The sequence below is a fragment of the Geodermatophilus sp. SYSU D01036 genome (genome assembly GCF_054050435.1).
In genome coordinates this window covers 136,685-162,638 of the sequence record NZ_JBJGZJ010000009.1, presented here as the reverse complement: position 1 = coordinate 162,638, position 25,954 = coordinate 136,685, and the positions used below count along the sequence as shown (strand labels likewise).

Here is a 25,954-nt window from a genome sequence, read left to right as displayed (position 1 = left end):
CTCACGGCGTCAGGGGGGACGGCACCTGGCCGCGTGGCTGCGACCGACGAGCGGGGCCCGGAGGGTCCCCGAGGAGGGACGCGTCCGCCGGGGCTCACGGCGTCAGGGGGGACGGCACCTGGCCGCGTGGCTGCGACCGACGAGCGGGGCCCGGAGGGTCCCCGAGGAGGGACGCGTCCGCCGGGGCTCACGGCGTCAGGGGGGACGGCACCTGGCCGCGGTGCGGTCCGGTAGGACCGCCGTGTCATAGCCGGGCCTGGGCGGCGGCGTAGAGGGCGATGGAGGCCGCGACGCTCACGTTGAGCGACTCGGTGTCGCGGGCGATCGGGATGCGGACGACGACGTCGCAGCGCTCGCGCACCAGCCGGGACAGCCCCGCGCCCTCCGCGCCGACGACCAGCGCCACCGGGTCGGCGAGGCCGTCGTAGTCGGCGATGTCCACGTCGCCGTCGCCGGCCAGGCCGACCGTCTGCAGCCCGGCGTCCTGGTAGGAGGCGAGCGCGCGGGCCAGGTTGACCGCGCGGGCCACCGGCAGCCGGGCGGCGGCGCCGGCGCTGGTGCGCCACGCCGAGGCCGTCATCCCGACGGCGCGCCGCTGCGGCACGACGACGCCGTGGGCGTCGAAGGCGGCCGCCGAGCGGACCACCGCGCCGAGGTTTCGCGGATCGGTGACGCCGTCCATGGCCACGACCAGCGGCGGGCGGCCCGAGTCACGGGCGACGTCGAGCAGGTCGTCGGGGTGCGCGTACTCGTAGGGCGGGACCTGCAGTCCGATGCCCTGGTGCAGCGCGTTGTTCGACATCCGGTCGAACTCGGCCCTGCCCACCTCGAGCAGCGGCAGGCCGCGGTCGGCGGCCAGCTGCACCGCCTCGGTCACCCGCTCGTCGGAGCGGGCGGTGTCCCCGGTGACGACGTACAGCGCCGTGGCCGGGATCTGCGCGCGCAGCGCCTCGACGACGGGGTTGCGGCCGAGCAGCAGCTCCGGCGCCTCCTCGGCGCGCTGCCGGCTGCGGTCGCGCTCGGCGCGGCGGCGGGCGTCGGCCTGCGCCCGGCGCTGCGCCGGGTGACCGGTGCGCTTCTCGGCCGGCGGGGTCGCCCCGCGGCCGGCCAGCGCGCGGCGGTTCTTGCCGCCCGTGCCGGCGGTGGCGCCCTTCTTGCCCGCGCCGCTCGTGCGGCCGCGGCGCTGGCTGTTTCCGGCCATCAGCGGGTCAGCTCCCATCGGGGTCCCTGCGGGGTGTCCTCGACCTGCACGCCGAGGGCGGTGAGCTGGTCGCGCAGCGCGTCGGCCGCCGCGTAGTCCCTGCGCGCGCGGGCGGCCTGCCGCTGCTCCAGCGCCAGCCGGACCAGGCCGTCGGTGACCTCGGCCAGCCGGTCGCCGGTGCCCCCGCCGGCGGCCCAGTGCGGGTCGAGCGGGTCCAGCCCCAGCACCCCCAGCATGCCCCGGACGGCGCCGAGCGCGTCGGCCAGCGCGGCGTCGTCGCCCTCGGCCAGGGCGGTGTTGCCGGTGCGGACGACCTCGTGGACGACCGCGATCGCGGCCGGGGTGCCGAGGTCGTCGTCCATGGCCTCGCGGAACGCCGGCGGCAGGCTCGTCGGGGTGTCCCGGCCGACCCGCTCGGCGGCGCGGTGCACGAACGACTCGACCCGCCGGTAGGCGGCGCCCGCCTCGGCCAGCGCGGCGTCGGTGAACTCGACGGTGGACCGGTAGTGCGGCGCCACCAGGTAGTAGCGCAGCTCGACCGGCCGCACCCGGCGGACGACCTCGTCGACCAGCGCGGTGTTGCCCAGCGACTTGCTCATCTTCTCGCCGCCGAGGGTGACCCAGCCGTTGTGCATCCAGTACCGGGTGAACGGCAGGCCGGCGGCCATCGACTGGGCGCGCTCGTTCTCGTGGTGCGGGAAGCGCAGGTCCAGCCCGCCGCCGTGGATGTCGAACTCCGCGCCGAGGTAGCGCCCCGCCATCGCCGAGCACTCCAGGTGCCAGCCGGGCCGCCCGGCGCCCCAGGGGGTCGGCCAGCTCGCGGTCTCCGGCTCGCCGGGCTTGTGCGCCTTCCACAGCGCGAAGTCGCGGGGGTCGCGCTTGCGCTCGTCGGTGTCGGTGTCGGCCGCGGGCTGCAGGTCGCCCAGCGCCTGCCGGGTCAGCTCGCCGTAACGGGGGAAGCTGCGGACGTCGAAGTAGGCGTCGCCGTCGACGGTGTAGGCGTGCCCGCGCTCCACCAGCCGCTCGACCAGCGCCACCATGTCGGGAACGTGCCCGGTCGCGCGCGGCTCGTAGGTGGGCGGCAGGACGCCGAGGGCGTCGTAGGCGCGGGTGCAGGCCAGCTCGTTGGTGTACGCCCAGGCCCACCACGGGACGCCGTGCTCGGCGGCCTTGGCGAGGATCTTGTCGTCGATGTCGGTGACGTTGCGGACGTAGGTGACCTCGAGCCCGCTCCCGGTCAGCCAGCGGCGCAGCACGTCGAAGGCGACGGCGGCGCGCACGTGCCCGACGTGCGGCGGCCCCTGGACGGTGAGCCCGCAGACGTACACCGAGGCCTCGCCGGGACGCAGGGGCGTGAAGTCCCGGACCGCGCGCGCGGCCGTGTCGTACAGGCGGAGGCTCACTGCGCGAAGTCTACGGAGCGCGGCGTCAGCCCAGCGCGGAGTCCACGGACCCCGTCCGGACGACCATCGCCGTCGCCAGGGCGGCCCGGCCCTCGCCGCGGCCCACCAGCCCCAGCCCGTCGGTGGTGGTGGCGGTGACGCTCACCGGGGCGCCCAGCGCCGCGGACAGCGCCGCCTCGGCCTCGGCGCGGCGCGGGCCGAGCTTCGGCGTGGGCGCCACGAGCTGCACGGCGGCGTTGCCGACCCGCCAGCCGGCGGCGGCCAGGGTCTCCCGCACGTGCTCGAGGACGGCGACGCCGCGGGCGCCGGCCCAGCGCGGGTCGTCGGTGCCGAGCAGCCCGCCGATGTCGCCGAGGCCGGCCGCGGACAGCACCGCGTCGGTCAGGGCGTGCGCGACGACGTCCCCGTCGGAGTGCCCCGCGCAGCCGTCGGCGCCCGGCCACGGCAGCCCGGCCAGCCAGCACTCCCGGCCGGCCTCCACGGGGTGCACGTCGACGCCGAGGCCGACGCGGGGCAGGTCGTCGCTCACCGGGCGGCCTGCAGCGCGGCCAGGTGCAGGTCGTGCGGCACGGTCACCTTCGCGGCGCGCTCGTCGCCGGCCACCGTGCTGACCGGGACGCCGATCGCGCGGACGACGGCCGCGTCGTCGGTCAGCTCCTCGCCGGCCGGCAGGCCGTCGTAGGCCTCGACGAGCACGCGGCGGGAGAAGCCCTGCGGGGTCTGCACGCGGCGGAGCGTGGCGCGGTCGGGGGTCGCGGTGACGGTGCCGGCGGCGTCGACCACCACGGTGGTGTCCACGACCGGCAGCACCGGCACGACGGCGGGCGCGCCGGCGGCCAGCGCGTCGAGCACGCGGGCCACCACGCCCGGCGGGGTCAGCGGACGGGCGGCGTCGTGCACGAGGACGGCGTCGGCGCGGGGGCCGGCGGCCGCCAGCGCGGCGCGGACCGAGGCGGTGCGGGTGGCGCCGCCGTCGACCAGCGCGACGCTGCCCGGCAGGACGGCGGCGAAGGCGTCACGCTCGGCCGCGGGCACCGCGACCACGACCTCGTCGACGCCGCCGGCCAGCAGCGTGTCGACCGCCCAGCAGATCAGCGGGCGGCCGGCCAGCTCGACGAGCGCCTTGGGCCTGCCGGCCCCCAGACGCGAACCACTCCCGGCCGCTGCGACGATGCCGACAGCGGACACGGGAGCGGTCCGGGAGAGCGAGGGTGCGGGGGTCAGCTGGCGAGGACCTCGTCGAGCAGCACCTCGGCCTTGTCCTCGTTGGTCCCCTCGGCGAGCGCGAGCTCGCTGACCAGGATCTGGCGGGCCTTGGACAGCATCCGCTTCTCACCGGCGGAGAGGCCACGGTCCTTGTCACGGCGCCACAGGTCGCGGACGACCTCGGCCACCTTGTTGACGTCGCCGGAGGCCAGCTTCTCGAGGTTGGCCTTGTAGCGGCGCGACCAGTTGGTCGGCTCCTCGGTGTGCGGGGCCCGCAGGACCTCGAACACACGGTTGAGCCCGTCCTGACCGACGACGTCACGGACGCCGACGATCTCTGCGTTGTCGGCCGGCACGCGCACGGTCAGGTCGCCCTGGGCGACCTTCAGCACGAGGTAGGCCTTCTCTTCACCCTTGATGACCCGCGTCTCGATCGCCTCGATCAGAGCGGCACCGTGGTGCGGGTAGACGACGGTCTCGCCGACAGTGAAGCCCATGTGTGTGTGACCCCTTTCGCTGTACCCAGGTTAGCACGGCACACTGACGGCCGGAACGGTCCGCCGATGGATATCCGCAGGTCAGAGGCCTGATGAAGTACCCGGGAGGGGTTGACAGCGCGTGGTCGGTGTGCCTGCACGGGCCTCGCGGGGCGCCTCCGTCCGCGCGCTCGTCCTGGCCACGCACGCGCCGCCGGCGGTCGCGGTCACCGTCGTGGCGACCCTCCTCGCGGTCACCGCGCAGGTGTCGCCGGGGCGCGTGGTGCTCGTGGGACTGGCCGTCCTCGCAGGTCAGGCGTCCATCGGGTGGAGCAACGACTGGCTCGACGCCGACCGCGACCGCGCCGTCGCGCGGGCCGACAAGCCGGTCGTGCAGGGCGCCGTGGCCCCCGCGACGCTGCGCGCGGCGGCCCTCGGCGCGGCCGCCGCGGCCGTCGTCCTGTCCCTGGCGCTGGGCTGGGTGCCCGGGCTGCTGCTGCTGGTGCTGGTGGCCAGCGGTTGGGCCTACAACGCGGGTCTGAAGCGCACGGTGGCCTCCGGGCTCCCCTACGTCACCGGTTTCGGCGCCCTGCCCGCCGGGGTGGTGGCCGCGGCGCCGGGCGTGCCCGTCGCGCCGTGGTGGCTGCCGGCCGCCGGCGCGGCGCTGGGTGCGGCGGCCCACCTGGCCAACGTGGCCCCCGACATCGCCGACGACCTGGCGACCGGGGTGCGCGGGCTGCCGCACCGGCTGGGTCCCCGCGTGTCGGCGGTACTGGGAGCGCTGCTGCTCGGGACGGCGTCGCTCGTGCTCGTGCTCGGCCCGGCCGGCCCGCCCGCGTGGTGGGGCTGGGCGGGGCTGGTGCTGGCGGTGCCCGCCGTCGCCGTCGCCGCCCTGGCCGGGACGGCGCCCTTCCGCCGGCTGGCCTTCCCGGCGGTCCTGCTGCTGACGGTGCTCGACGTGGTGCTGCTGCTGGCGGGGGGGGGGGGGGGGGGGGGGGGGGGGGGGGGGGCGGGGGGGGGGTGGGGGGGGGGGGGGGGGGGGGGGGGGGGGGGGGGGGGGGGGGGCGGCCCCCCCCCCCCGCCCCCCCCCCCCCGCCGTCGGTCACTTCCGGCCGTTGCCGTTGCCGTTGCCGTGGCCGTCGCCACCCCCGTTGCCGCCCCCGTTGCCGTTGCCGTTGCCGCCCCCGTTGCCGTGGCCGTTGCCGCCGGTCGAGGTGGTGGCGACGGGCTCCTCGGGCGCGGGCGCCGGGGCCACGACCTCCTGCTCGTCGGTCGCCGGCTCCTCGATGACGGGCTCGGTGACCGGCTCGGTCACGGTGCCCTGGCGGGCGGCCTCGCGGGCGGCCTGACGGGCCGTGTTGCGCTCGTGCGCCCAGTGGCTGACCTGCGGCCCGACCTGGGCGCCGGACGTCCGGCTGGCCGCCACGATCCCGTGCACGAGACCGCCGAAGGGCGCCCCGTCGAGGACGGCCAGCAGGTCCTCCTCGGGCGTCGTGGGCGCGGTGGCGGGCTCCTCCGCGACCTCCTGGTCGGTGGTCCCGTCGGTGGCGTCGCCCTCGGTGGACCCGTCGGTCGTGTCCGTGTCGTCGGTCGTGTCGCCGGTGGTCCCGTCACCCTCCGTCGGCACGTCGTCGCCGGTGGGGGTGTCGTCGGCGACCGCGTCGTCGCCGGCCTCCACGAGGGCGGGGGTGGTGTCCTCGGGCTGGACGACGGCGGCGGTGGTGCCGGCGGTCAGGGCGACCGCGACCGCGCCACCGGCGACGGCGGCCTTGGCGACCGCGGAGAGCGCGGCGAACTTGGCGGCGAGGGAGGTGATGAACACGTGGGGTCTCTTCCGTGAGGCCCGGGCGGGGTGCCCGGTCGTCCGCGTGGACGGGTCCGACTGGTCGGTGAGCAGACCGGTCGCCAGCAGCTCGGCCAGGGCCGCGTTCGGGCGGCCCGGCGCGGTGGCGGAGGACCGGACCGCGTCGGTGAACGCGGTCAGGTACTGCGCGCCCCCGGGCACGGGGCGGCCGGCGAGGCAGGCCTCGAGGGCCCGCTCGGCGGTCCGGGCGTCGGCTGGCGTGGTCATCTCGCCCCCGTCATCGCCGGACGGACCCGCAGGGGTGCGCGGCCCGTCGTCGTCTCCCTCGTCCGGGTGGTCCCGGCGGGCTCCAGCTCCCCGCGCAGCCGGCGCAGCCCGCGCCGCTGCAGCGCCTTGACCGAGGCCACCGAGCGGCCCGTCACCGCGGCGACCTGCTCGACGGTGAGGTCGGCCAGGACCCGCAGCAGCAGGACCGAGCGCTGGTCCTCCGGGAGGCCGGCGCACAGCCGGTGCACCGCCTCGGCGCCCAGCCGGGTCAGGACGTCGTCCTCCACGTCCCCGCCGGCGACCTCGGGCAGCAGGTCCGCGCCCCCGTCGGCCAGCAGCGGGCGGCGGCTGCGCCGGCGCAGGTCGTCGACCAGCCGCCGGTGCGCGATGGTGAACACCCACGACCGCAGCCCCGCCTCGTCGCCGGTGAAGCCCGACAGCCCGCGGAAGACCGCGAGGAACGTCTCGCTGGCCAGGTCGTCGGGGTCCGGGGCGCCGTGCAGCCGCAGGTAGCCGGTGACCACCGGGGACAGGTCCCGGTAGAGCACCTCGAAGGCCCACGCGGCGCCCGTCCGGGCCGCCGCGAGGACGTCGTCGAACGCGGTACCGACCGCCACACCGCACCTCCCGTGCCGTCCCCCGTGCCGGGGGAGGCATCGGCAGGCGGGGCGCGGAACTGGACCGTCCGTCCCCCGATCAGGGGGCGGCGGCGCCCCGGGCGGCCTCCTGCTCGACGACGGCCGGCAGGTCCCCGAGCCGGTCCAGGCCCTGCAGCGGACGGCGCATCCGCTGGTTGCCGGCCAGCCGCTCGCGGTTGCGCTCGAGGAAGGCCCAGGAGCCGGCGGTGTAGGGGCAGGCGTCGTCGCCGAGGCGCCGCCGCGGCCCGTCCTCGCCGACGAAGGAGACCTCCCCGTCGGCCTCCCGGCGGTCGGGGTCGGCGCGCCTGCTCGTCGATCTCGTCCTCGGTGGGCACCACGCTCCGGGGCCGGGGAGCGGCCGTCCCGCGGGGCGGGTTCCGGTTCTCGTGGTCGCGGTTCCACTGCCCGCCCAGCGGCTCCGCGCCGTCCATGACGACGTCGAGGCGGCGGCGGGCGTCGCGGTGGAAGTCCTCCACCAGCAGCCGGCGGCGGCCGCGGCCTAGGCCACCGGGCGAACTCGGCCTGGCTGCTGACGAAGCCGCGCGCGGCGAGCACCTGCGGGCCGGGGCGGCGCAGCACGTGGTCGCGGCTGCTCCAGGCGGTGGGCGCAGACGCCCAGCGGCTCGTCGTACCGGTCCAGGGCCTCGGCGTAGGTGGTGACCCGGTGGAAGTCGGCCTGGTCCCCCGCTCGGCAGCCCGGTGGCGCAGCGCGGAGAGCACCAGGTGGGCCTCCTGCCGGTGGAACCGCCGGCGGGCGAACACCGCCCTCGACTCGACCAGGAGCACCGGCTGGGCGGGCGCGTCGAGGACGTGCGGGCCGAGCTGGTCGGCGAAGGTCCACCGACGCGTACCGGGCGACCGTTCGGGGAAGTCAGCGAGGGCAGGGTCGCTCGGCTCGCCGCCGGCACCGGGTCCTGGGCGCCCCATCGGCCTCACCTCCCGGCGGACACGGTGGGCGGACCGTTAGGCTCGGCGCGACTCGGGCCATCGAGACACACGGTGGCCGGCTGCTGTTTCCCCGTGGAGGTCGACCGCTGTGAACCGCGCGCTGCGCGCCGCCGTGATGGGTGCCCTCGTCCTCAGCCCGGTCGCGCTCGGCGCCTGCAGCGCCGGCCAGGTCTCCCAGACAGGCACCCAGGACCGCGACAAGGTCGGCCCCCAGGCGCAGGTGGAGGACATCCTGCTGCGCCAGGTCCTGCTCGCCCCGCCGGAGAACGGCCGGTACGAGGAGGGCGACGACGCCGAGCTGATCCTCACGATCGTCAACGCCTCCGACGCCGACGACACCCTCACCGGCATCGAGGGCGAGGGCTTCGACGGCGTGCTGGTCTCGGCGACCGGGCCCACCCCCTCGCCGTCGTCGCCCGCCGGCAGCTCCCCCACGGCCACCCCGACGCCGGGCAGCACCGGTGCCACCCCGGGTGCGTCGGCCGGCGGCACGGCGAGCACCCGGCTGTCGCTCGACATCCCGGCCGACACCGCCCTCTACATCGGGCGCGAGGACGGCGCGACGGTCACGCTGCAGGACCTCGGCGAGGAGCTGACGGCCGGGCAGACGGTGACGCTCACCCTGACCTTCGAGCAGGCCGGCGAGATCACCACGCAGGCGCTGGTCGCCGGTCCGGACGAGGAGATCGAGCGGGGCGAGAGCTTCGACTTCGAGGAGGGCCTCGAGGAGGAGAACCCGGAGAGCGAGGAGGACACCCAGGCCGAGTGACGGCCCGGGGTGACCTGCCTCCGGTGACCCGCCCGGCCTCCCCGGGAGTGTCGGCACCCCCACCTACCGTGGCGGCGTGCCCTCCGGAGTGAAGTCCGCCCGTCCCGCCCACCGCTGCACCGAGTGCGGCTTCTCGTCGGCGAAGTGGATGGGCAAGTGCCCGGAGTGCCAGGCCTGGGGCACGCTGCAGGAGGTCGGGCCCGCCGCGCCGGCGCTCCGCTCGGTCGCCGCCGGCCCGGTCACCGCGCCCGCGCGGCCGATCGCCCAGGTCCAGCTCGACGGCGCGCGGGCGGTGCCCACCGGCATCCCCGAGTTCGACCGCGTCCTCGGCGGCGGCCTGGTGCCCGGCGCGGTGGTCCTCGTCGCCGGCGAGCCCGGCGTCGGCAAGTCCACGCTGCTGCTCGAGGTCGCCCACCGGGTCGCGGAGTCCAACGGGCCCACGCTGGTGGTCTCGGGCGAGGAGTCCGCCGCGCAGGTGCGGCTGCGCGCCGAGCGGATCGGCGCCCTGCACGACCGGCTCTACCTGGCCGCCGAGACCGAGCTGTCGGCCGTGCTCGCCCACGTCGAGCAGGTGGCGCCCTCGCTGCTGGTGCTCGACAGCGTGCAGACCGTCCGCTCCTCCGCGGTCGAGGGGACCGACGGCGGCGCCACCCAGGTCCGCTCGGTGGCCACCGCGCTCACCGCCGTCGCCAAGTCCCGCGGGATGACGACGATCCTCGTCGGGCACGTCACCAAGGACGGCGCGATCGCCGGGCCGCGGGCGCTGGAGCACCTGGTCGACGTCGTCGTGTCCTTCGACGGCGAGCGGCACTCCACCCTGCGCCTGGTGCGCGCCACCAAGAACCGGTTCGGCCCGGCCGACGAGATCGGCTGCTTCGAGATCGGCGACGGCGGGGTGGTCGGCGTCCCCGACCCCTCCCACCTGTTCGTCTCGCGCCGCACCGCCTCGGTGCCCGGCAGTTGCGTCACGGTGACCATGGAGGGCAGCCGGCCCCTGTTGGCCGAGGTGCAGGCCCTCGTCGCCACCAACACCGGCGGCGGCTCGCCGCGGCGGGCGGTCAGCGGGCTGGACTCGCAGCGGGTCGCGATGGTCAACGCCGTCGTCGAGCGGCGCGGCGGCGTCCGGCTGGCCGACGCCGACGTGTTCGCCGCCTCCGTCGGCGGCGTGAAGATCGCCGAGCCCGCGGCCGACCTCGCGCTCGCGCTGGCGATCGCCTCGGCGTCGCGGGACACCCCGCTGCCCGAGGGGATGATCGCGCTGGGCGAGGTGGGCCTGTCCGGGGAGATCCGGCGGGTCGGCGGCACCGGCCGGCGGCTGGCCGAGGCCGCCCGCCAGGGCTACCGGCTCGCGCTGGTCCCGCCGGACGCCGGCCAGGCCCCCAAGGGCATCCGGCTCATGGAGGTGCCCGACCTGGGAGCGGCGCTCGCCGGGCTCTTCCCCGGGTGAGCCTGCTCACCACACCCCGGTCCCGACCGGCAGGTCGGCGTGCCACGTAGACTCGGTGGCCGTACCACGACGACGTCAGGAGCGCCCGTGCCCCCCGCTGTGGACTCCGAGGTCGCCCTGCGCGAACTGCTCGGCCGCATCGCCCCGGGGACCGCGTTGCGCGACGGCCTGGAGCGCATCCTGGCCGGCCGCACCGGCGCCCTGATCGTGCTCGGCTACGACCGGGTCGTGGAGTCCATCTGCACCGGCGGGTTCGCCCTGGACGTCGCGCTGTCGGCCACCCGGCTGCGCGAGCTGGCCAAGATGGACGGCGCGGTGATCCTGTCCTCCGACGGGCTGCGCATCGTCCGGGCCGGCGTGCACCTGATGCCCGACCCGACCGTGCCCACCGAGGAGTCGGGCACCCGGCACCGGACCGCCGAGCGGGTGGCCGTGCAGACCGGGTTCCCCGTGATCTCGGTCAGCCAGTCGATGCACATCATCAGCGTCTACGTGGCCGGCCGGCGCTACACGCTCGAGCACCCGACGACGATCCTCGCCCGCGCCAACCAGGCCCTCGCGGCGCTGGAGCGGTACAAGCTGCGCCTCGACGAGGTCGCCAGCACCCTCTCGGCGCTGGAGATCGAGGACCTGGTGACGGTCCGCGACGCGATGAGCGTGAGCCAGCGGCTGGAGATGGTCCGGCGGATCGCCGACGAGATCGAGGGCTTCGTCGTCGAACTCGGCACCGACGGGCGGCTGCTGGCCCTGCAGCTCGACGAGATGCTCGCCGGCGTCGAGGAGGACCGCGCGCTGCTGGTGCGCGACTACCTGCCCGCCGCGGGCACCCGCCGGCCGCGGACCATCGAGGACGTGCTCGCCGAGCTGCGGGCGCTGTCGGCCACCGAGCTGCTGGACCTGTCCGCCGTCTCGCGCTGCTACGGGCTGCCCACCTCGGCCGACGCGCTGGACTCCCCCGTGAGCCCGCGCGGCTACCGGCTGCTGGCCCGGGTGCCGCGGCTGCCCGCGGCGATCATCGACCGGCTGGTCGACCACTTCGGCGGCCTGCAGAAGCTGCTGGCGGCCACCATCGAGGACCTGCTCGCCGTCGAGGGCGTCGGCGAGGCCCGCGCCCGCGGCATCCGCGAGGGCCTGTCCCGGCTGGCCGAGACCTCGATACTCGACCGCTACAGCTGACGGCTCCCGCCCTCGGCCGCGCTCAGGTCACCTGCAGGACGGCGTCCGGGCTGGTCTTGGTGTCCAGCCGGGCGCGCAGCACGTACTGCCCCGGGGCCACCGCCACGCGCTCGGCGGTGCAGGTCGGCTCGCTGGTCAGGCCGCTCCACACCAGCGGGAACACCACCTGCTCGCCGGGCTGCAGCGTGCGGGTGTCGCTGCTGGTCTCGGGCTGGCAGTCGTTGCTGCCCCACAGCCGGGCGCCGGCCGCGTCGAGCAGCACCATCTCCTGCACCTGCTTGTCCAGCACGCGGGTGCACGGCACCGCGGCGGTGTTGGTGACGACGAGCTCGAGCGTCGGCGAGGACCCGGAGGCGACCGTGCCGGGCGTGCGCACCTCCAGCGCGACGACGTCGTCGCCGCACGGGGCGCCGGCCTCCTGCACCGGGGCGGCCGGCGCCGCGGGCGGCGCGGGCGTCGGGGTGGGCGGTGGGGTGGGGGTCTGCACGCTGGCCAGTGACGGGAGGACCCGGTCGAGGGCGGGCGGTTCCTCAGCGGCCGGCGCCGTCGACGCCGCCTCCGAGGTGCCGGCGGCCGTGGTCGAGCCCTCCGGGCCGCCGCCCAGCAGCGCCACCCCCAGCCAGCTCCCGCCGCCGAGGACGGCGACGAGCAGGAGGAGCACGAGCAGCCGCCGTCGCCAGTAGACGGCGGCCGGCAGGGGCCCGACCGGGTGCAGCACGAAGGCGACCGTAGTCGGCGGCTCCCGGCCGCCCCGGCAGGGCACGCCGCCGGTCCGGGCCGGGCACACTGGACCCCCGTGAGCAGCACCGCCGGGCTCGGGGACGCCCTCGTCGACTGGTACGCCACGGCGGCCCGCGACCTGCCGTGGCGCCGGCCCGGCGTGGGCCCGTGGGCGGTGCTGGTCAGCGAGGTGATGCTGCAGCAGACGCCGGTGGCGCGGGTCGAGCCGGTGTGGCAGGCCTGGATGGAGCGCTGGCCCACGCCGGCCGCGCTGGCCGCCGCGTCGCCGGCCGAGGTGATCCGCGCCTGGGGCAAGCTCGGCTACCCGCGGCGGGCGCTGCGGCTGCGGGAGACCGCCGTCGCCCTCACCGAGCGGCACGGGGGCGCCGTTCCGGCCGACGTGGCGGCCCTGGAGGCGCTGCCGGGCATCGGGACGTACACGGCCCGGGCGGTGGCCTGCTTCGGCCACGGGACGCCGCAGCCGGTCGTGGACACCAACGTGCGGCGGGTGGTGGCCCGGCTGGTGCACGGCCGCGCCGAGGCCGGCACCGCGCGCGCCTCCGACCTGACCGACGTCGCGGCGCTGGCGCCGGCGGACCGGGAGCGGGCGTGCCGGTTCTCGGTGGCGGCCATGGAGCTCGGCGCGCTCGTCTGCGTGGCCCGCACCCCGCGGTGCGGCGCCTGCCCGGTGCGCGACCGGTGCGCCTGGCGGCTGGCCGGCTGCCCGGCCGCCGAGGGGCCGCCGCGGCGGGTGCAACGGTTCGCGGGGACCGACCGACAGGTCCGCGGCCGGCTGCTCGACGTCCTGCGCGCCGCCGACGGCCCGGTGCCCGCCCCGGCCCTCGACGCCGCCTGGGACGACGCGGCGCAGCGGTCTCGCTGCCTGGACTCCCTGCTGGCCGACGGACTGGTCGAGCAGACCGACGACGGCCGGTTCGCCCTCCCCGCCTGAGCCCCGCTCAGCGGCGCCGCGGCGGCGTGAGGTCGCGGAAGGTCAGCAGCCACCCCGCCAGCGCCGTCAGTGTGGCCAGGACGAGCAGGAGGCCGCGGACGGCGCCCGGCAGGCCCGCGCCGGCCACCACGACCGGCGTGGCGCCGACCATGGCGAACGCGATCAGCAGCCCGCCGTGGACCGGCGTCCGCCTCGGGTGGTCCCCGCGGGCCGTCGCCCCGCCCCCCTCCCCGCGGACGCGACAGGGGCCGCCTCCCTCGCGGGAGACGGCCCCTGTCGGTGGAGCTACCTGCTCACTCCTTGCGAAGCGACGGGCCCTGGGTGCCGTCCTCGTCGTCGCCGACGGTCAGCGCCACCGGCGGCGTGTCGGGCAGGTCGATCGGCTTGGTCTCGCCGCGGAAGGTGAACTTCGCGTCGGTGCCCTCGCCCTCGACGTCCACCACGACGATCTGACCGGCGGTCAGATCCCCGTAGAGGATCTTCTCCGACAGCGCGTCCTCGATCTCGCGCTGGATGGTCCGGCGCAGCGGCCGGGCGCCCAGCACGGGGTCGAACCCGCGGGCCGCCAGGAGCTTCTTGGCCTCCTGGGTGACCTCGAGCGACATGTCCTTGTTGCTCAGCTGGCTCTCCACGCGGGCGAGCATCAGGTCGACGATCTGGATGATCTCGGCCTCGGTCAGCTGGTGGAACACGACGATGTCGTCGATGCGGTTGAGGAACTCAGGCCGGAAGTGCTGCTTGAGCTCGTCGTGGACCTTCGTCTTCATGCGCTCGTAGTTCGACTGGTCGTCGTTCCCGGCCTGGAAGCCGAGGCCGACCGCCTTGGAGATGTCCCGCGTCCCGAGGTTGGTCGTGAGGATCAGGATCGTGTTCTTGAAGTCCACGATCCGGCCCTGACCGTCGGTGAGGCGGCCGTCCTCCAGCACCTGCAGCAGCGTGTTGAAGACGTCGGCGTGGGCCTTCTCGATCTCGTCGAAGAGGACCACCGAGAACGGCTTGCGCCGCACCTTCTCGGTCAGCTGGCCGCCCTCGTCGTAGCCGACGTAGCCGGGAGGGGCACCGACGAGCCGCGACACGGTGAACCGGTCGTGGAACTCGCCCATGTCGATCTGGATGAGCGCGTCGTCCTCGCCGAACAGGAAGTTCGCGAGCGCCTTGGCGAGCTCGGTCTTACCGACACCCGAGGGGCCGGCGAAGATGAACGAGCCACCGGGGCGACGCGGGTCCTTGAGGCCCGCGCGGGTGCGCCGGATCGCCTGGCTGACGCTCTTGATGGCCTCTTCCTGGCCGATGATCCGCTTGTGGAGCTCGTCCTCCATGCGGAGCAGACGGGTCGTCTCCTCCTCGGTGAGCTTGAAGACGGGGATGCCGGTCCAGTTGGCCAGCACCTCGGCGATCTGCTCGTCGTCGACCTCGGCGACGACGTCCATGTCGCCGGCCTTCCACGCCTTCTCCCGCTCGGCCTTCTCGGCCAGGAGGGTCTTCTCCTTGTCGCGCAGCGACGCGGCCTTCTCGAAGTCCTGCGCGTCGATCGCGGACTCCTTCTCGCGGCGGATGCCGGCGATCCGGTCGTCGAACTCGCGCAGGTCCGGCGGGGCGGTCATCCGCTTGATCCGCATCCGGGCGCCGGCCTCGTCGATCAGGTCGATCGCCTTGTCCGGCAGGAAGCGGTCGGAGATGTACCGGTCGGCCAGCGTGGCGGCGGCGACGAGGGCGCCGTCGGTGATGCTGATCCGGTGGTGCGCCTCGTAGCGGTCGCGCAGGCCCTTGAGGATCTCGATCGTGTGGGTGAGCGTCGGCTCGCCCACCTGGATCGGCTGGAAGCGGCGCTCGAGCGCGGCGTCCTTCTCCAGGTGCTTGCGGTACTCGTCGAGCGTGGTGGCGCCGATGGTCTGCAGCTCACCGCGGGCCAGCATCGGCTTGAGGATGCTGGCGGCGTCGATCGCGCCCTCGGCGGCACCGGCACCGACGAGGGTGTGGATCTCGTCGATGAACAGGATGATGTCGCCGCGGGTGCGGATCTCCTTGAGCACCTTCTTGAGGCGCTCCTCGAAGTCACCGCGGTAGCGCGACCCGGCGACCAGGGCGCCGAGGTCGAGGGTGTAGAGCTGCTTGTCCTTCAGTGTCTCGGGGACCTCGCCCTTGACGATCGCCTGGGCCAGGCCCTCGACGACGGCGGTCTTGCCGACGCCGGGCTCGCCGATGAGGACGGGGTTGTTCTTGGTCCGCCGCGAGAGGACCTGCATGACCCGCTCGATCTCCTTGGCCCGCCCGATGACCGGGTCGAGCTTGGAGTCGCGCGCGGCCTGGGTCAGGTTGCGGCCGAACTGGTCGAGCACCAGCGACGTCGACGGCGTGCCCTCGGAGGGGCCGCCGGCCGAGGCCGGCTCCTTGCCCTGGTAGCCGGAGAGCAGCTGGATGACCTGCTGGCGGACGCGGTTGAGGTCGGCGCCCAGCTTCACGAGGACCTGGGCGGCCACGCCCTCGCCCTCGCGGATCAGGCCGAGCAGGATGTGCTCGGTGCCGATGTAGTTGTGGCCGAGCTGCAGCGCCTCGCGCAGGGACAGCTCGAGCACCTTCTTCGCCCGCGGGGTGAAGGGGATGTGCCCGGACGGGGCCTGCTGGCCCTGGCCGATGATCTCCTCGACCTGCTGGCGGACACCCTCGAGCGAGATGCCGAGCGACTCGAGGGCCTTGGCAGCGACGCCCTCACCCTCGTGGATCAGGCCCAGGAGGATGTGCTCGGTGCCGATGTAGTTGTGGTTGAGCATCCTGGCCTCTTCCTGCGCCAGGACGACCACCCGTCGGGCTCGGTCGGTGAACCGTTCGAACATCTGCTGCTTCTCCTCTGACCGGCTGGTCCGGCACGTCCCTCCCCACGAGCGGGGAGGAGCACCCGACGTCCGTCGGCGCGCTGGGGCACCGGTCATTCCACTGTAGTCACGGACCACGCCGTCCCGTCGGTCGCGACCGGCGGTGCGGTGGGTGGCTTGCCCGGTCCAACCGATGGTGACGGGGCGGTGTTCCGGGAGCGTTACGCCGACAGCGGACGGCGTGTCCCCCGAGGACGCCGGTGGCCCGGTCCCCCTGAGGGACCGGGCCACCGGTGACGTGCTGGGACGACCCCCTCGCAGGGGCCCACCCCGAGCGGAGCGAGGGGTGGGGGGCGAGGGGGTCCTCCGTCTAGTGGGCGGCCTCGTAGGCCTCGACGACGCTGGCCGGGATGCGGCCGCGGTCGCTGACGTTGTGGCCGTTCTTCCGGGCCCAGTCGCGGATCGCGCCGGCCTGCTCGCGGTCCATCCGGCCGCCGCCACCGGTGGCCCGGGACCGGCCGCCGCCGGAGGCCCGGCCGCCGCCGCGGCCGACCTTGCGGGCCGCCTGCACGTACCGGGAGAAGGCGTTGCGCAGTTCCTCGGCGTTCTTCTCGGACAGGTCGATCTCGTAGTTCGTGCCGTCGAGCGAGAAACTCACCGTCTCGTCGGCGGGGAGGTCCTCGTCGAGGTCGTCACTCAGGATCACCTGGACCTTGCGCGCCATTCCGCTTTCCTCGCTCCCTCTCGGCCCCCGTGGCCGGACAATCCACGTCGCCGAATTCGGCGACGTGGACATTCCACCACAGAAGGGAGCTGCCGGACCAATCCCGCGCGGCGGGTCGCCCTTTCGGGGAGGAAATGTCCGGCAGCGGTACGGCGTGTTTCAGGAAATCGGCCGGACCAGTGGGAAGAGGATGGTCTCGCGGATGCCGAGTCCGGTGAGCGTCATCATGAGCCGGTCGATGCCCATGCCGACGCCGCCGCTGGGCGGCATCCCGTACTCGAGGGCCTCGAGGAAGTCCTCGTCGAGCACCATGGCCTCGGGGTCGCCGGCCGCGGCCAGCAGTGCCTGCTGGGTGAACCGCTCGCGCTGCACCACCGGGTCGACCAGCTCGGAGTAGCCGGTGCCGCGCTCGATGCCGGCGATGTAGAGGTCCCACTTCTCCGCCAGGCCCGGCGTCGTGCGGTGCGCGCGGGTCAGCGGCGAGGTGTCGACCGGGTAGTCGACGACGAACGTGGGCGCCTGCAGGGAGTCCTGCACCAGCGCCTCGAACAGCTCCTCGACCACCTTGCCGGGCAGCCACGCCGGGTCGACGCCGACGTCGTGCCGGCCGGCCAGCTCCCGCAGCCGCTCGACCGGCGTCTCCGGGGTGACCTCCTCGCCGACGGCGTCGGAGACCAGGGTGTAGAGCGGTACCTGCGGCCACTCCCCCGACAGGTCGATCTCGGTGCCGTCGTGGTGGCGCGCGACGTGGTCGCCGAACAGCGAGGCGCAGCACTCCTGGACCAGCTCGCGCGTGGTGCGCGCCACGTCCTGGTAGTCGGCGTAGGCCTCGTAGAACTCGAGCATCGCGAACTCCGGCGAGTGCGAGCTGTCGGCGCCCTCGTTGCGGAAGTTGCGGTTGATCTCGAAGACCTTCTCCAGGCCGCCTACGATGCACCGCTTGAGGAACAGCTCGGGCGCGATGCGCAGGTAGAGGTCGAGGTCGAAGGCGTTCATGTGCGTGCGGAACGGCCGGGCCGCGGCGCCGCCGTGCACGGTCTGCAGCATCGGCGTCTCGACCTCGAGGAAGCCGCGGCCGGTGAGCCCGGACCGCAGCGCGGCCATCACCTGCGCGCGCTGCCGGACGGTGCGGCGCGCGTCGTCCCGGACGATGAGGTCCACGTAGCGGCGGCGGACCCGCAGCTCCTCGCTCATCGGCTTGTGCGCCACCGGCAGCGGACGCAGCGCCTTGGCCGCCATGCGCCAGGAGTCGGCGAACACCGACAGCTCGCCGCGCCGCGACGTCCCGATCTCGCCCTCGACGAAGACGTGGTCGCCGAGGTCGACGTCGGCCTTCCAGGCGTCGAGCGCGTCGGCGCCCACCCGGTCGCGGGAGAGCATGACCTGCAGCTCGGCGTCGCCCTCGCGCAGCGTCGCGAAGCACAGCTTGCCGGTGTTGCGGCTGAAGATGACCCGGCCGGTGACGCCGACCCGCTCGCCGGTCATGGTGTCGGGCTCGAGGTCGGGGTGCTTGGCCCGGACGTCGGCCAGCGAGGTCGTGCGCTCCACCGTGACCGGGTACGGGTCGACGCCGGACTCGCGCAGCCGGTCGAGCTTGGCGCGGCGGACCCGGAGCTGTTCGGGGAGCTCGTCGTCCGGCAGGCCCGGGGGTTCGTCGGTCACGTCGTCCGAGCCTACGGCCGTGCGCCGCGCCACCTCCGGCGACGTCCTAGCGGCGGCCGCCGGCCTGGGAGCGCTCGAAGGCCAGCCGCAGGCCGTGCACGGTGAGGTCGGGCTCGCGCTCGCCGATGGTGCGGCAGCTGTCGGCCACCAGCGGCGCCAGGCCCCCGGTGGCGACGACGACCGGAGGGTCGCCGAACTGCGCGACCAGCTCGCCGGCGATCCGGCCGACCAGCCCGTCGACCAGGCCGGCGAAGCCCAGCACCAGCCCGGACTGCAGCGCGGCGACGGTGTTCTTGCCGATCGCCTGCGCCGGCACGGTGAGCTCCACCGACCGCAGCTGCGCCGCGCGGGTGGCCAGCGCCTCCAGGCTGACCTCGACGCCCGGGGCCAGCGCGCCGCCGAGGAACTGCCCGTCGGGGCCGACGGCGTCGACGTTGGTGGAGGTGCCGAAGTCGACCACCACGACCGGGCGGCCGCTGCCGTCGGGCGCCCGGCCGAACAGCTCGTGCGCGGCCAGCGCGGTGACCACTCGGTCGGCACCGACCTCGCGCGGGTTGTCCACGTGCAGCGGGACGCCGGTGCGCACGCCGGGGCCGATGAGCACGACCGGCACCTCGAGGGAGTCCAGCAGCTGCCGCAGCGCGGGCAGCAGCGCCGGCACGGTCGAGCACGCGGCGACGCCGGTGACCTCGGTGTCGCGCAGCAGCCCGCGCCACAGCATCCGGATCTCGTCGGAGGTGGCCCGCGCGTGCGTCGTCACGCGCCAGCACCCGACCCGCCGGGCGCCGTCGAAGGTGGCCAGCACGGTCTGGCTGTTGCCGACGTCGACGGTGAGCAGCACGGGGGTCAGCTCCGCAGGTCGAGCGCGAGGTCGAGGATCGGCGAGGAGTGCGTGAGCGCGCCGACCGACAGGAAGTCCACCCCGGTGGCGGCGACCTCGCGGGCGACGGCGAGGGTGAGCCCGCCGGTGGCCTCGAGCTCCGCGCGGCCGCCGACCAGCGCCACCACCTCGCGCAGCTGCGCGGGCGGCATGTTGTCCAGCAGCAGGAAGTCCGCGCCGGCCTCGACCGCCTCGGCCGCCTGCGCGGGGGTGTCCGCCTCCACCTGCACCGGCACCCGCGGCGCCCGCTCCCGCACCGCCGCGACGGCGGCCGCGACCGAGCCCGCGGCGGCGACGTGGTTGTCCTTGACCATCGCGACGTCGTAGAGGCCCATCCGCTTGTTCGACCCGCCGCCGCAGCGCACCGCGTACTTCTCCAGCGGACGCAGGCCCGGGGTGGTCTTGCGGGTGTCGAGGACGACGGCGCCGGTGCCCTCGACGGCGTCCACCCAGGCGCGGGTGGCGGTGGCGATGCCGCTGGCCCGGCTGGCGATGTTCAGCGCGCTCCGCTCGGCGGCCAGCAGCGCGCGGACCGGCCCGCGGACGGTCAGCAGCACGTCGCCGCGGGTCACCCGGTCGCCGTCGGCCGCACCGGCCGTGAGCGTGGCGCCGGGTGCGAGGCGGGCGAACACGCGGGCGGCGACGGGCAGGCCGGCGACGACGCCGTCGGCGCGGGCGACGAGGTCGGCGGTGCCGTACTGCGCCGGGGGAACGGTGGCGGCGCTGGTGACGTCGAGGGCGACGGCCAGGTCCGGCGCGCTCGGCAGGACGGCCCCGCCGGCGAGGTCCTCGGCCAGCGTGCGCTCGACCAGGTCGTCGACCCAGGCCTCGGCCAGCCCGGTGCCCGCCAGCGACCGCGGGTCGGCGGTCACCACGGCTGCACCACGGGGGTCCCCACCGGCCGGCGGGTCAGGCGCAGCCGGCCGTCGTCGTCGAGGCGGACGTCGAGGTGCACCCGCCAGTCCTCCTCGGTGGCGGGGTGGTCCTCGCGCCAGTGGCAGCCGCGGGTCTCCTCGCGGGCGCCGGCGGCGGCGGTGAGGGCGCTCGCGACGGTGAGCAGGTCGGTGGCCTCCCAGCTCGCCACGCCGGGGGTGGCGCCGGGGCCGGCCGCCAGCCCGGCGGCCAGCGCGGCGAGCACGCCGCTGGCCTCGGCCAGCCCGGCGCCCGAGCGCAGCGCGGCGACCCGTCCGGACATCGTCTCGGTGACCGTGCGCCGCCCGGCCGGGTCCAGCAGGCCCGAGGTCCCGGCGACGGCCGCGCGGGCCGGCTCGGCCGGGGGCAGCGAGCGGGCCAGTTCCGCGCCGATGCGGGCGGCGAACACCAGCCCCTCCAGCAGCGAGTTCGACGCCAGCCGGTTGGCGCCGTGCACGCCGGTGCAGGCGGCCTCGCCGCAGGCGTAGAGCCCGGGGACGGTGGTCCGGCCGGCGAGGTCGGTGACCAGTCCGCCGGAGGCGTAGTGGGCGGCGGGGGTGACCGGCACCAGGTCGGTGACCGGGTCGACGCCGATCGCGCGGCAGCTGGCCACGATGGTCGGGAACCGCTCGGCGAGGCCGGGGACGTGCCGGGCGTCGAGCCACACGTGGTCGACGCCGTCGCGCAGCTGCACGCGGGTGATGGCCTTGGCGACGACGTCGCGCGGCGCGAGCTCGGCCTGCGGGTGGACGCCGAGCATGAACCGCTCCCCCGCCCCGTCGCGGAGCACCGCGCCCTCGCCGCGCAGCGCCTCGCTGACCAGCGGCTGCTGCCCGCGGGCGCCCGGTCCGCGGTACAGCGACGTCGGGTGGAACTGCACGAACTCCAGGTCGGTGGCGACCGCGCCGGCGCGCAGGCCCAGGGCCACGCCGTCGCCGGTGGACACCGGGGGGTTCGTCGTCGCGGCGTAGACCTGGCCCATCCCGCCGGTGGCGAGGACGACGGCCCGCGCGCGGACCGCGCCCACGCCGTCCTCGGTGCCCTCGCCGAGGACGTGCAGGGTGACGCCCGCGGCCCGGCCGCCGGCGTCGGTGAGCAGGTCGAGCACCATCGCGTGCTCGACGAGGGTGATGCCGGGGTCGGCGTGCACGGCCTCGCACAGGGCGCGCATGACCTCGGCGCCGGTCGCGTCGCCGCCGGCGTGCACGATCCGGTCGGCGGTGTGCCCGCCCTCGCGGGTGAGCAGCAGGCGGCCCGACTCGTCGCGGTCGAAGCCGGCGCCCCAGCCGATGAGCTGGTGCAGCCGCGCCGGGCCCTCGGTCACCAGGGTGCGGACGGCGTCGGGCTCGCACAGCCCGACGCCGGCGACCTCGGTGTCGCGGGCGTGGGCCTCGGGGCTGTCGGCCGGGTCGAGCACCGCGGCGATGCCGCCCTGCGCCCAGCGGGTCGACCCGTCGTCGACGCGGACCTTGGTGACGACGGCGACCGACAGCCCGGCGGCCCGGGCGTGCAGCGCGACGCACAGGCCCGCGACGCCGGAGCCGACGACGCAGACGTCGGCCGACAGCTCCCAGCCCGGCGCGGGGGCGGCCAGCCGGGTGGGCAGGCCGCTGACGGTCGGGGCCGCCAGGGTCACCGGACGGGGACGCCGAGGTCGCTGCGCTGCTGGTCGGGCGCGCCCGGCACCGGGGCCGAGGGGTCCCCGCCCAGCTCGACGACGCGGTTGCCGCCGTCGACGTGCACGACCTTCGGGATGTGGCTCTTGGCCTCGGTCTCGTCCATGAGGCCGTAGCTGATGAGGATCACCAGGTCGCCGGGGTGCACGAGGTGCGCGGCGGCGCCGTTGATGCCGATGACGCCGCTGCCCCGCTCGCCGGGGATGACGTAGGTCTCCAGGCGGGCGCCGTTGGTGACGTCCACGATCGCCACCTGCTCGCCCGGGATGAGGTCGGCGGCGTCGAGCAGGTCCTCGTCGACCGTCACCGAGCCGACGTAGTGCAGGTCGGCCTGCGTCACCGTCGCCCGGTGGATCTTGGACTTGAGCATCGTGCGCATCATCGGGGCTCTCCCAGGGTGACGGGGACGTTGTCGAGGAGTCGGGTGGCGCCGGCGCGGGCGGCCAGCAGGAGGCGGGCGGGGCCGGCCGCGGGTGCGGGGCCGAGGTCGGGGTCGGTGAGCTCGAGGTAGTCGGGCACCAGCTCGGGCGCGCCGGCCAGCACCTCGCGGGCGGCGGCGAGGACGGCCGCGGCGCCGCGCGGGCCGGCGTCCGCCCCGGCACGCAGCGCCCTGTTCAACGTCGCGGCCCGGGCGCGCTCTTCCGGCGCCAGGTAGCGGTTGCGGCTGGACAGCGCCATGCCGTCGTCCTCGCGGACGGTCGGCACGCCGACCACCTCCAGCGGCAGCGCCAGCTCGCGGACCATCGCCCGGACCAGCGTCAGCTGCTGGTAGTCCTTCTCGCCGAAGAACGCGAGGTCGGGCCGGGTGAGGCCGAACAGCTTGGCGACGACGGTCAGCACGCCGGCGAAGTGGCCGGGCCGGACCGCGCCCTCGAGGACCGACCCGAGGGGGCCGGGGTCGACGGTGACGCCGAGCGAGCCGGGCGGGTAGACCTCGTCGACCGGCGGGTGGAACACGACGTCGGCGCCCTCGTCGGTGAGCGCGGCGAGGTCGGCGTCCCAGGTGCGCGGGTAGCGGTCGAGGTCCTCGCCGGGGCCGAACTGGGTCGGGTTGACGAACACCGACACGACGACGCTGCCGGCCCGCTCGCGGGCGGCGCGGACGAGCGTGCGGTGCCCCTCGTGCAGGGCCCCCATGGTCGGGACCAACGCCACCGGGCCGGGCAGTCGGGCGATCAGCTCGCGGAGCTCGGCGACCGTCTCCGCGACGGCCGGACGCGTGCTCGTCGTCATCGGGACCCGGCCGGGTCCGCGGCCTCGTACAGCAGGTCCAGCAGCGGCGCGCCCTCGTGCCGCTTGAGCCGGCCGGCGGACAGCGCGCGCTCGGTGGTCCGCTGCGCCATCGCGACGTAGGCGGCCACCGACTCGGGTGCCCGGTCGGTGAGCGTCGCGAGGTGGTCGGCCACCGTGCCGACGTCGCCGCGGCTGACCGGGCCGGTGAGCCCGCGGTCGCCGCGGCGCAGGCCGTTGTCCAGCGCGGCGGTGAGCAGCGGGGTGAGCACCCGGCCCGGGGCGTCGACGCCGGCCTGGCGCAGCAGGTCGGCGGCCTCGGCGACGAGGGTGACGAGGTGGTTGGCGCCGGTGACCAGCGCCGCGTGGTAGAGCCGCCGGTCGTCCTCGGCGACGAAGAACGGCTCGCCGCCCATCTCCAGCACCAGGGTCTCGGCGACCGGCCGGTGCTCGGGGCGGCTGGTGACGCCGAACGGGGCGCCGGCGAGCCGGTCGGCGTCCTCGGGGGCACCGGTGAAGGTCATGGCGGGGTGCAGGGCGAGCGGGAGGACGCCGGCCCGCTCCGCGGGGGCGAGGGCGGCCAGGCCGTGCGCGCCGGAGGTGTGGAAGGCCAGCTGGCCGGCGCGCCACGTGCCGGTCTCGGCGAGGCCCGCGACCAGGCCGGGCAGCGTGTCGTCGGGGACGGCGAGCACCACGAGGTCGGCAGCGGCGACCACCTCGTCGGCGGGCAGCAGCGGGGTGCCGGGCAGCAACCGGGCGGCGCGCTCGGCGGAGGCGGTGGAGACGCCGGAGGCGGCGACCACGTCGTGGCCGGCGGCGGCGAGCGCGGCCCCGAGGACGGCGCCGACGCGGCCGGCGCCGATGACACCGACGCGGAGCCGGGCGGGGGCGCTGTCGGCGGGCTCGAGCCCGGCAGCGCGGGGGGTCCTGCGGGCAGCAGGCATCGGGTCACCTCTCGTTCCAGTCCCTGGCGGGTACCGGACTCGGTGGGCGGACCGTCGTCGTTGGCGGCCCGGGTGGTGCGGGTGCGGTGCGGTGGTGCCGGCGGGCCGTCCGCTGCGACCGGGTGTGTCACGCGGGGGACGCGCCGAAGGCGAGTGTGAGTCGGCCCCGGGGCCCCTGCAACGGAACGGCGGTGTGGGGTGGCTCACGCTCCGCTCGCCGGGGTGGGCGGGGCGCCCGGACGGGGCGGTCCTACGGTTGCGGCGGCACCGGCGCCGACGCGGTCGCCGGCGGACACGAGGGAGTGACGTGGGCACGTTCGAGGGACGCACCGCACTGGTCACCGGCGGCAGCCGCGGCATCGGGCTGGCCATCGCCCGCAGCCTGGTCGACCGGGGGGCGCGCGTGGTGCTCACCGCCCGCAAGCCCGAGGCGCTGGAGGAGGCCGTCGCGTCGCTCGGCGGTCCCGACGTCGCCGTCGGCGTGGCGGGCAACGCCGGGGACGCCGCGCACCGGGCCGAGGCGGTGCGCACCGCGGTCGAGCGGTTCGGCCGCCTCGACCACCTGGTCGGCAACGTCGGGATCAACCCGGTGTACGGCCCGATGGTCGACCTGGACCTCGACGCGTTCCGCAAGATCCTCGACACCAACGTCGTCGGCACGCTCGGCCTGGTGCAGGAGGCCTGGCGGGCGTGGATGTCCGAGCACGGCGGCTCGGTCCTCGTCGTCGCCTCGGTGGCCGGGCTCAAGGCATCGCCGATGATCGGCGGCTACGGCGTCAGCAAGGCGGGGCTGGTCAACCTGGTCACCCAGCTGGCCGTGGAGCTCGGCCCGAAGGTGACGGTCAACGCGGTCGCCCCGGCGGTGGTGAAGACCCGGTTCGCCGGCGCGCTGTACGAGGGGCGCGAGGAGGAGGCCGCCCGCGCCTACCCGGCCGGCCGGCTCGGCGAGCCCGAGGACGTCGGCGAGGCCGCGGCCTACCTGCTCGGCGCCGGCTGGGTCACCGGCCAGACGCTCGTGCTCGACGGCGGCGCGCTCTCCCGCGGCCCGGCGTAGCCGACGCCACTGCCGCGGCCTCAGGCGTCGCGGTAGCGGCGGCGCCGGCCGCCGGGGGTGACCCCGCTCTCGGCGAGGATCTGCGCGAGCCGCGCCGCGCCGGCCTCGTCGTCCGGCGGCACCGGTGCCCCGTGACCGCCGTGCCGCGCGGCGGAGGAGTGCACGGAGGGGCGCTCGAGGGTCAGCTGCTCCTGCGGCGCCGGGGGCAGCAGGCCGGCGGGCAGGTCGGTGTGGCGCCGGCGCGGGACCGGCGGCGGCGTCACCACGCGCGCGACCGGCTCGGGCTCGGGCTCCGGCGCGGGGAGCGGCACGGCGGCCGTGGTCGGCACCCCGGTGCCGGGGCCCTCGGACGGCGCGGGCCAGCCGCCCAGCTCCCGCGGGACGGCGGCGTGCCAGGCCGCGGTCGCCGGCTCCAGCGGCTCGCGGCCGGTCCGCACCGACTGGGTGCGCATGACCACCCGCTCGATGTGCATCTCGCCGGAGTGGTGCAGCTCGCCCGTGTGGGGCAGCTCGCCCGCGGACCGCTCGGTCAGCTCGGCGCGCAGCCGGCCGACGTCGGCGCGCAGGCCGGCCAGCTCGGCCAGGTCGGTCCGCAGGGCGCCGATCGCGGCGACCTCGGCGTGCAGCGCGCCGAGGCCCGAGAGGTCCCCGCGCAGCCCGGCCAGCTCGGCCCGCAGCCCGTCGAGCTCGCGGCGCATCGACGCCTCGGACTCGCCGCGGACCCGCGCCTCCAGCTGCCGCTCCGACTCGCGGTGGGCGGCCGCGTCGCGGTCGCGCTCGGACTCGTGGGCCCGGCGCAGCTGCGCCTCGAGGGCGGCGACGTCGGGACCGCCGGTGGCCGGCTCCGGCCGGCGCCCGGCCACGAAGGCGGCGCCGAGGCAGGCCCAGGCGACGGCGACCACGGCCACCCGCAGGACCTGTGGGTCGTCGCTGAGGAAGACGACGGCGGTCGCGGCGGTGGCGAGCACGCACCCGAGCACCTGCCCGGCGACGCGCAGCCGTCCTCCCGTCCGCATGACCTCAGGGTAACGCTGAGCGAGCCCCCGACTGCG

At 76.2% G+C, this 25,954-nt stretch carries 24 protein-coding genes and 2 pseudogenes; 6 read left to right on the top strand and 20 right to left on the bottom strand.

Annotated features, from left to right (window positions below; genetic code table 11):
• Positions 1–244: 244 nt before the first annotated feature.
• The 5 genes from rlmB to ACI8AR_RS11945 are packed head-to-tail and all read right to left on the bottom strand — an operon-like array spanning position 245 to position 4,307.
• Positions 245–1,219, bottom strand: a complete 975-nt coding sequence (gene rlmB / locus ACI8AR_RS11965; RefSeq protein ID WP_457051226.1) for a 23S rRNA (guanosine(2251)-2'-O)-methyltransferase RlmB — start codon at positions 1,217–1,219, stop codon at positions 245–247.
• Entirely contained in the window at positions 1,201–2,604 is a 1,404-nt protein-coding gene (gene cysS / locus ACI8AR_RS11960; protein ID WP_457051225.1) for a cysteine--tRNA ligase, read from the bottom strand. The genes rlmB and cysS overlap by 19 nt, the downstream gene beginning before the upstream one ends.
• A 25-nt stretch (positions 2,605–2,629) precedes the next feature.
• The gene (ispF, locus tag ACI8AR_RS11955) at positions 2,630–3,133 is read right to left on the bottom strand and encodes a 2-C-methyl-D-erythritol 2,4-cyclodiphosphate synthase (RefSeq protein WP_457051224.1); all 504 of its coding nucleotides are present in this window, start codon (positions 3,131–3,133) and stop codon (positions 2,630–2,632) included.
• Positions 3,130–3,792, bottom strand: coding sequence for a 2-C-methyl-D-erythritol 4-phosphate cytidylyltransferase (gene ispD / locus ACI8AR_RS11950; protein WP_457051223.1), 663 nt, complete (start codon positions 3,790–3,792; stop codon positions 3,130–3,132). Before ispD ends, ispF begins: the two co-directional genes overlap by 4 nt.
• 32 nt (positions 3,793–3,824) lie before the next feature.
• Positions 3,825–4,307: a CarD family transcriptional regulator gene (locus ACI8AR_RS11945; protein WP_073418385.1), complete on the bottom strand. Its 483-nt coding sequence runs from the start codon at positions 4,305–4,307 to the stop codon at positions 3,825–3,827.
• Between the two features lie 121 nt (positions 4,308–4,428).
• On the opposite strand from ACI8AR_RS11945, the pseudogene ACI8AR_RS11940 reads away from it, so the two are divergent.
• Positions 4,429–5,163: pseudogene (locus tag ACI8AR_RS11940) on the top strand (UbiA family prenyltransferase); the annotation flags it as partial.
• A gap of 225 nt (positions 5,164–5,388) precedes the next feature.
• Here the strand turns inward: ACI8AR_RS11940 and ACI8AR_RS11935 are convergent.
• The 3 genes and pseudogenes from ACI8AR_RS11935 to ACI8AR_RS11925 form a co-directional block, all read right to left on the bottom strand.
• Positions 5,389–6,357 carry a hypothetical protein gene (locus ACI8AR_RS11935; protein ID WP_457051230.1) on the bottom strand — a complete coding sequence of 323 codons (969 nt, stop codon included), beginning with the start codon at positions 6,355–6,357 and terminating at the stop codon, positions 5,389–5,391.
• The gene (locus ACI8AR_RS11930) at positions 6,354–6,974 is read right to left on the bottom strand and encodes an RNA polymerase sigma factor (protein ID WP_457051222.1); all 621 of its coding nucleotides are present in this window, start codon (positions 6,972–6,974) and stop codon (positions 6,354–6,356) included. The genes ACI8AR_RS11935 and ACI8AR_RS11930 overlap by 4 nt, the downstream gene beginning before the upstream one ends.
• Before the next feature lie 389 nt (positions 6,975–7,363).
• Positions 7,364–7,471 (bottom strand): annotated as a pseudogene (locus tag ACI8AR_RS11925) (cryptochrome/photolyase family protein); the annotation flags it as partial.
• 560 nt (positions 7,472–8,031) lie between these two features.
• On the opposite strand from ACI8AR_RS11925, the gene ACI8AR_RS11920 reads away from it, so the two are divergent.
• The 3 genes from ACI8AR_RS11920 to disA all read left to right on the top strand — a co-directional run bounded on the left by ACI8AR_RS11920 (position 8,032) and on the right by disA (position 11,335).
• Positions 8,032–8,712, top strand: coding sequence for a hypothetical protein (locus ACI8AR_RS11920; protein ID WP_457051221.1), 681 nt, complete (start codon positions 8,032–8,034; stop codon positions 8,710–8,712).
• Positions 8,713–8,788: 76 nt separating this feature from the next.
• Entirely contained in the window at positions 8,789–10,159 is a 1,371-nt protein-coding gene (radA, locus tag ACI8AR_RS11915) for a DNA repair protein RadA (protein WP_456936749.1), read from the top strand.
• Positions 10,160–10,246: 87 nt separating this feature from the next.
• Complete coding sequence (disA, locus tag ACI8AR_RS11910) at positions 10,247–11,335, top strand: DNA integrity scanning diadenylate cyclase DisA (protein WP_387987151.1); 1,089 nt, start codon at positions 10,247–10,249, stop codon at positions 11,333–11,335.
• A gap of 22 nt (positions 11,336–11,357) precedes the next feature.
• Here disA and ACI8AR_RS11905 read toward each other — a convergent pair whose 3' ends face one another.
• A complete protein-coding gene (locus ACI8AR_RS11905; RefSeq protein WP_457051220.1) occupies positions 11,358–12,053 on the bottom strand; it encodes a MucR family transcriptional regulator in 696 nt (231 codons plus the stop codon).
• Positions 12,054–12,131: 78 nt separating this feature from the next.
• On the opposite strand from ACI8AR_RS11905, the gene ACI8AR_RS11900 reads away from it, so the two are divergent.
• Entirely contained in the window at positions 12,132–13,007 is an 876-nt protein-coding gene (locus ACI8AR_RS11900) for an A/G-specific adenine glycosylase (RefSeq protein WP_457051219.1), read from the top strand.
• Positions 13,008–13,014: 7 nt separating this feature from the next.
• On the opposite strand, the gene ACI8AR_RS11895 is transcribed toward ACI8AR_RS11900, so the two are convergent.
• From ACI8AR_RS11895 to ACI8AR_RS11850, 10 genes are all read right to left on the bottom strand, one after another.
• A complete protein-coding gene (locus ACI8AR_RS11895) occupies positions 13,015–13,158 on the bottom strand; it encodes a hypothetical protein (RefSeq protein WP_457051218.1) in 144 nt (47 codons plus the stop codon).
• A 142-nt stretch (positions 13,159–13,300) separates the two neighbouring features.
• Entirely contained in the window at positions 13,301–15,841 is a 2,541-nt protein-coding gene (locus ACI8AR_RS11890; protein WP_457051217.1) for an ATP-dependent Clp protease ATP-binding subunit, read from the bottom strand.
• 349 nt (positions 15,842–16,190) lie between these two features.
• Positions 16,191–16,544 carry a histone-like nucleoid-structuring protein Lsr2 gene (locus tag ACI8AR_RS11885; protein WP_456930062.1) on the bottom strand — a complete coding sequence of 118 codons (354 nt, stop codon included), beginning with the start codon at positions 16,542–16,544 and terminating at the stop codon, positions 16,191–16,193.
• 159 nt (positions 16,545–16,703) lie between these two features.
• The gene (gene lysS / locus ACI8AR_RS11880; RefSeq protein WP_457051216.1) at positions 16,704–18,206 is read right to left on the bottom strand and encodes a lysine--tRNA ligase; all 1,503 of its coding nucleotides are present in this window, start codon (positions 18,204–18,206) and stop codon (positions 16,704–16,706) included.
• Positions 18,207–18,252: 46 nt separating this feature from the next.
• The gene (locus ACI8AR_RS11875; protein ID WP_456936743.1) at positions 18,253–19,047 is read right to left on the bottom strand and encodes a type III pantothenate kinase; all 795 of its coding nucleotides are present in this window, start codon (positions 19,045–19,047) and stop codon (positions 18,253–18,255) included.
• 5 nt (positions 19,048–19,052) lie between these two features.
• Complete coding sequence (nadC, locus tag ACI8AR_RS11870; RefSeq protein ID WP_457051215.1) at positions 19,053–19,961, bottom strand: carboxylating nicotinate-nucleotide diphosphorylase; 909 nt, start codon at positions 19,959–19,961, stop codon at positions 19,053–19,055.
• Positions 19,955–21,634 carry an L-aspartate oxidase gene (locus ACI8AR_RS11865; protein ID WP_457051214.1) on the bottom strand — a complete coding sequence of 560 codons (1,680 nt, stop codon included), beginning with the start codon at positions 21,632–21,634 and terminating at the stop codon, positions 19,955–19,957. The genes nadC and ACI8AR_RS11865 overlap by 7 nt, the downstream gene beginning before the upstream one ends.
• Positions 21,631–22,044, bottom strand: a complete 414-nt coding sequence (panD, locus tag ACI8AR_RS11860; RefSeq protein WP_457051213.1) for an aspartate 1-decarboxylase — start codon at positions 22,042–22,044, stop codon at positions 21,631–21,633. The genes ACI8AR_RS11865 and panD overlap by 4 nt, the downstream gene beginning before the upstream one ends.
• Positions 22,045–22,052: 8 nt before the next feature.
• Entirely contained in the window at positions 22,053–22,907 is an 855-nt protein-coding gene (gene panC, locus ACI8AR_RS11855) for a pantoate--beta-alanine ligase (protein ID WP_457051212.1), read from the bottom strand.
• Complete coding sequence (locus tag ACI8AR_RS11850; RefSeq protein WP_457051211.1) at positions 22,904–23,848, bottom strand: Rossmann-like and DUF2520 domain-containing protein; 945 nt, start codon at positions 23,846–23,848, stop codon at positions 22,904–22,906. The genes panC and ACI8AR_RS11850 overlap by 4 nt, the downstream gene beginning before the upstream one ends.
• A gap of 307 nt (positions 23,849–24,155) precedes the next feature.
• Between ACI8AR_RS11850 and ACI8AR_RS11845 the strand changes: the two genes are divergently transcribed.
• Positions 24,156–24,902, top strand: coding sequence for an SDR family oxidoreductase (locus ACI8AR_RS11845; RefSeq protein ID WP_457051210.1), 747 nt, complete (start codon positions 24,156–24,158; stop codon positions 24,900–24,902).
• 20 nt (positions 24,903–24,922) lie between these two features.
• Here the strand turns inward: ACI8AR_RS11845 and ACI8AR_RS11840 are convergent, their stop codons facing one another.
• Positions 24,923–25,918: a DUF6779 domain-containing protein gene (locus ACI8AR_RS11840; RefSeq protein WP_457051209.1), complete on the bottom strand. Its 996-nt coding sequence runs from the start codon at positions 25,916–25,918 to the stop codon at positions 24,923–24,925.
• Between the last annotated feature and the right edge of the window lie 36 nt (positions 25,919–25,954).

Bases quoted from the DNA above. Each gene is read 5' to 3' on its own strand.
- rlmB (WP_457051226.1), bottom strand. From the start codon at position 1,219: ATGGGAGCTGACCCGCTGATGGCCGGAAACAGCCAGCGCCGCGGCCGC.
- ACI8AR_RS11945 (WP_073418385.1), bottom strand. From the start codon at position 4,307: ATGGGCTTCACTGTCGGCGAGACCGTCGTCTACCCGCACCACGGTGCC.
- ACI8AR_RS11935 (WP_457051230.1), bottom strand. From the start codon at position 6,357: ATGACCACGCCAGCCGACGCCCGGACCGCCGAGCGGGCCCTCGAGGCC.
- ACI8AR_RS11895 (WP_457051218.1), bottom strand. From the start codon at position 13,158: ATGGTCGGCGCCACGCCGGTCGTGGTGGCCGGCGCGGGCCTGCCGGGC.
- ACI8AR_RS11890 (WP_457051217.1), bottom strand. From the start codon at position 15,841: ATGTTCGAACGGTTCACCGACCGAGCCCGACGGGTGGTCGTCCTGGCG.
- ACI8AR_RS11885 (WP_456930062.1), bottom strand. From the start codon at position 16,544: ATGGCGCGCAAGGTCCAGGTGATCCTGAGTGACGACCTCGACGAGGAC.
- panD (WP_457051213.1), bottom strand. From the start codon at position 22,044: ATGCTCAAGTCCAAGATCCACCGGGCGACGGTGACGCAGGCCGACCTG.
- panC (WP_457051212.1), bottom strand. From the start codon at position 22,907: ATGACGACGAGCACGCGTCCGGCCGTCGCGGAGACGGTCGCCGAGCTC.
- ACI8AR_RS11850 (WP_457051211.1), bottom strand. From the start codon at position 23,848: ATGCCTGCTGCCCGCAGGACCCCCCGCGCTGCCGGGCTCGAGCCCGCC.
- ACI8AR_RS11840 (WP_457051209.1), bottom strand. From the start codon at position 25,918: ATGCGGACGGGAGGACGGCTGCGCGTCGCCGGGCAGGTGCTCGGGTGC.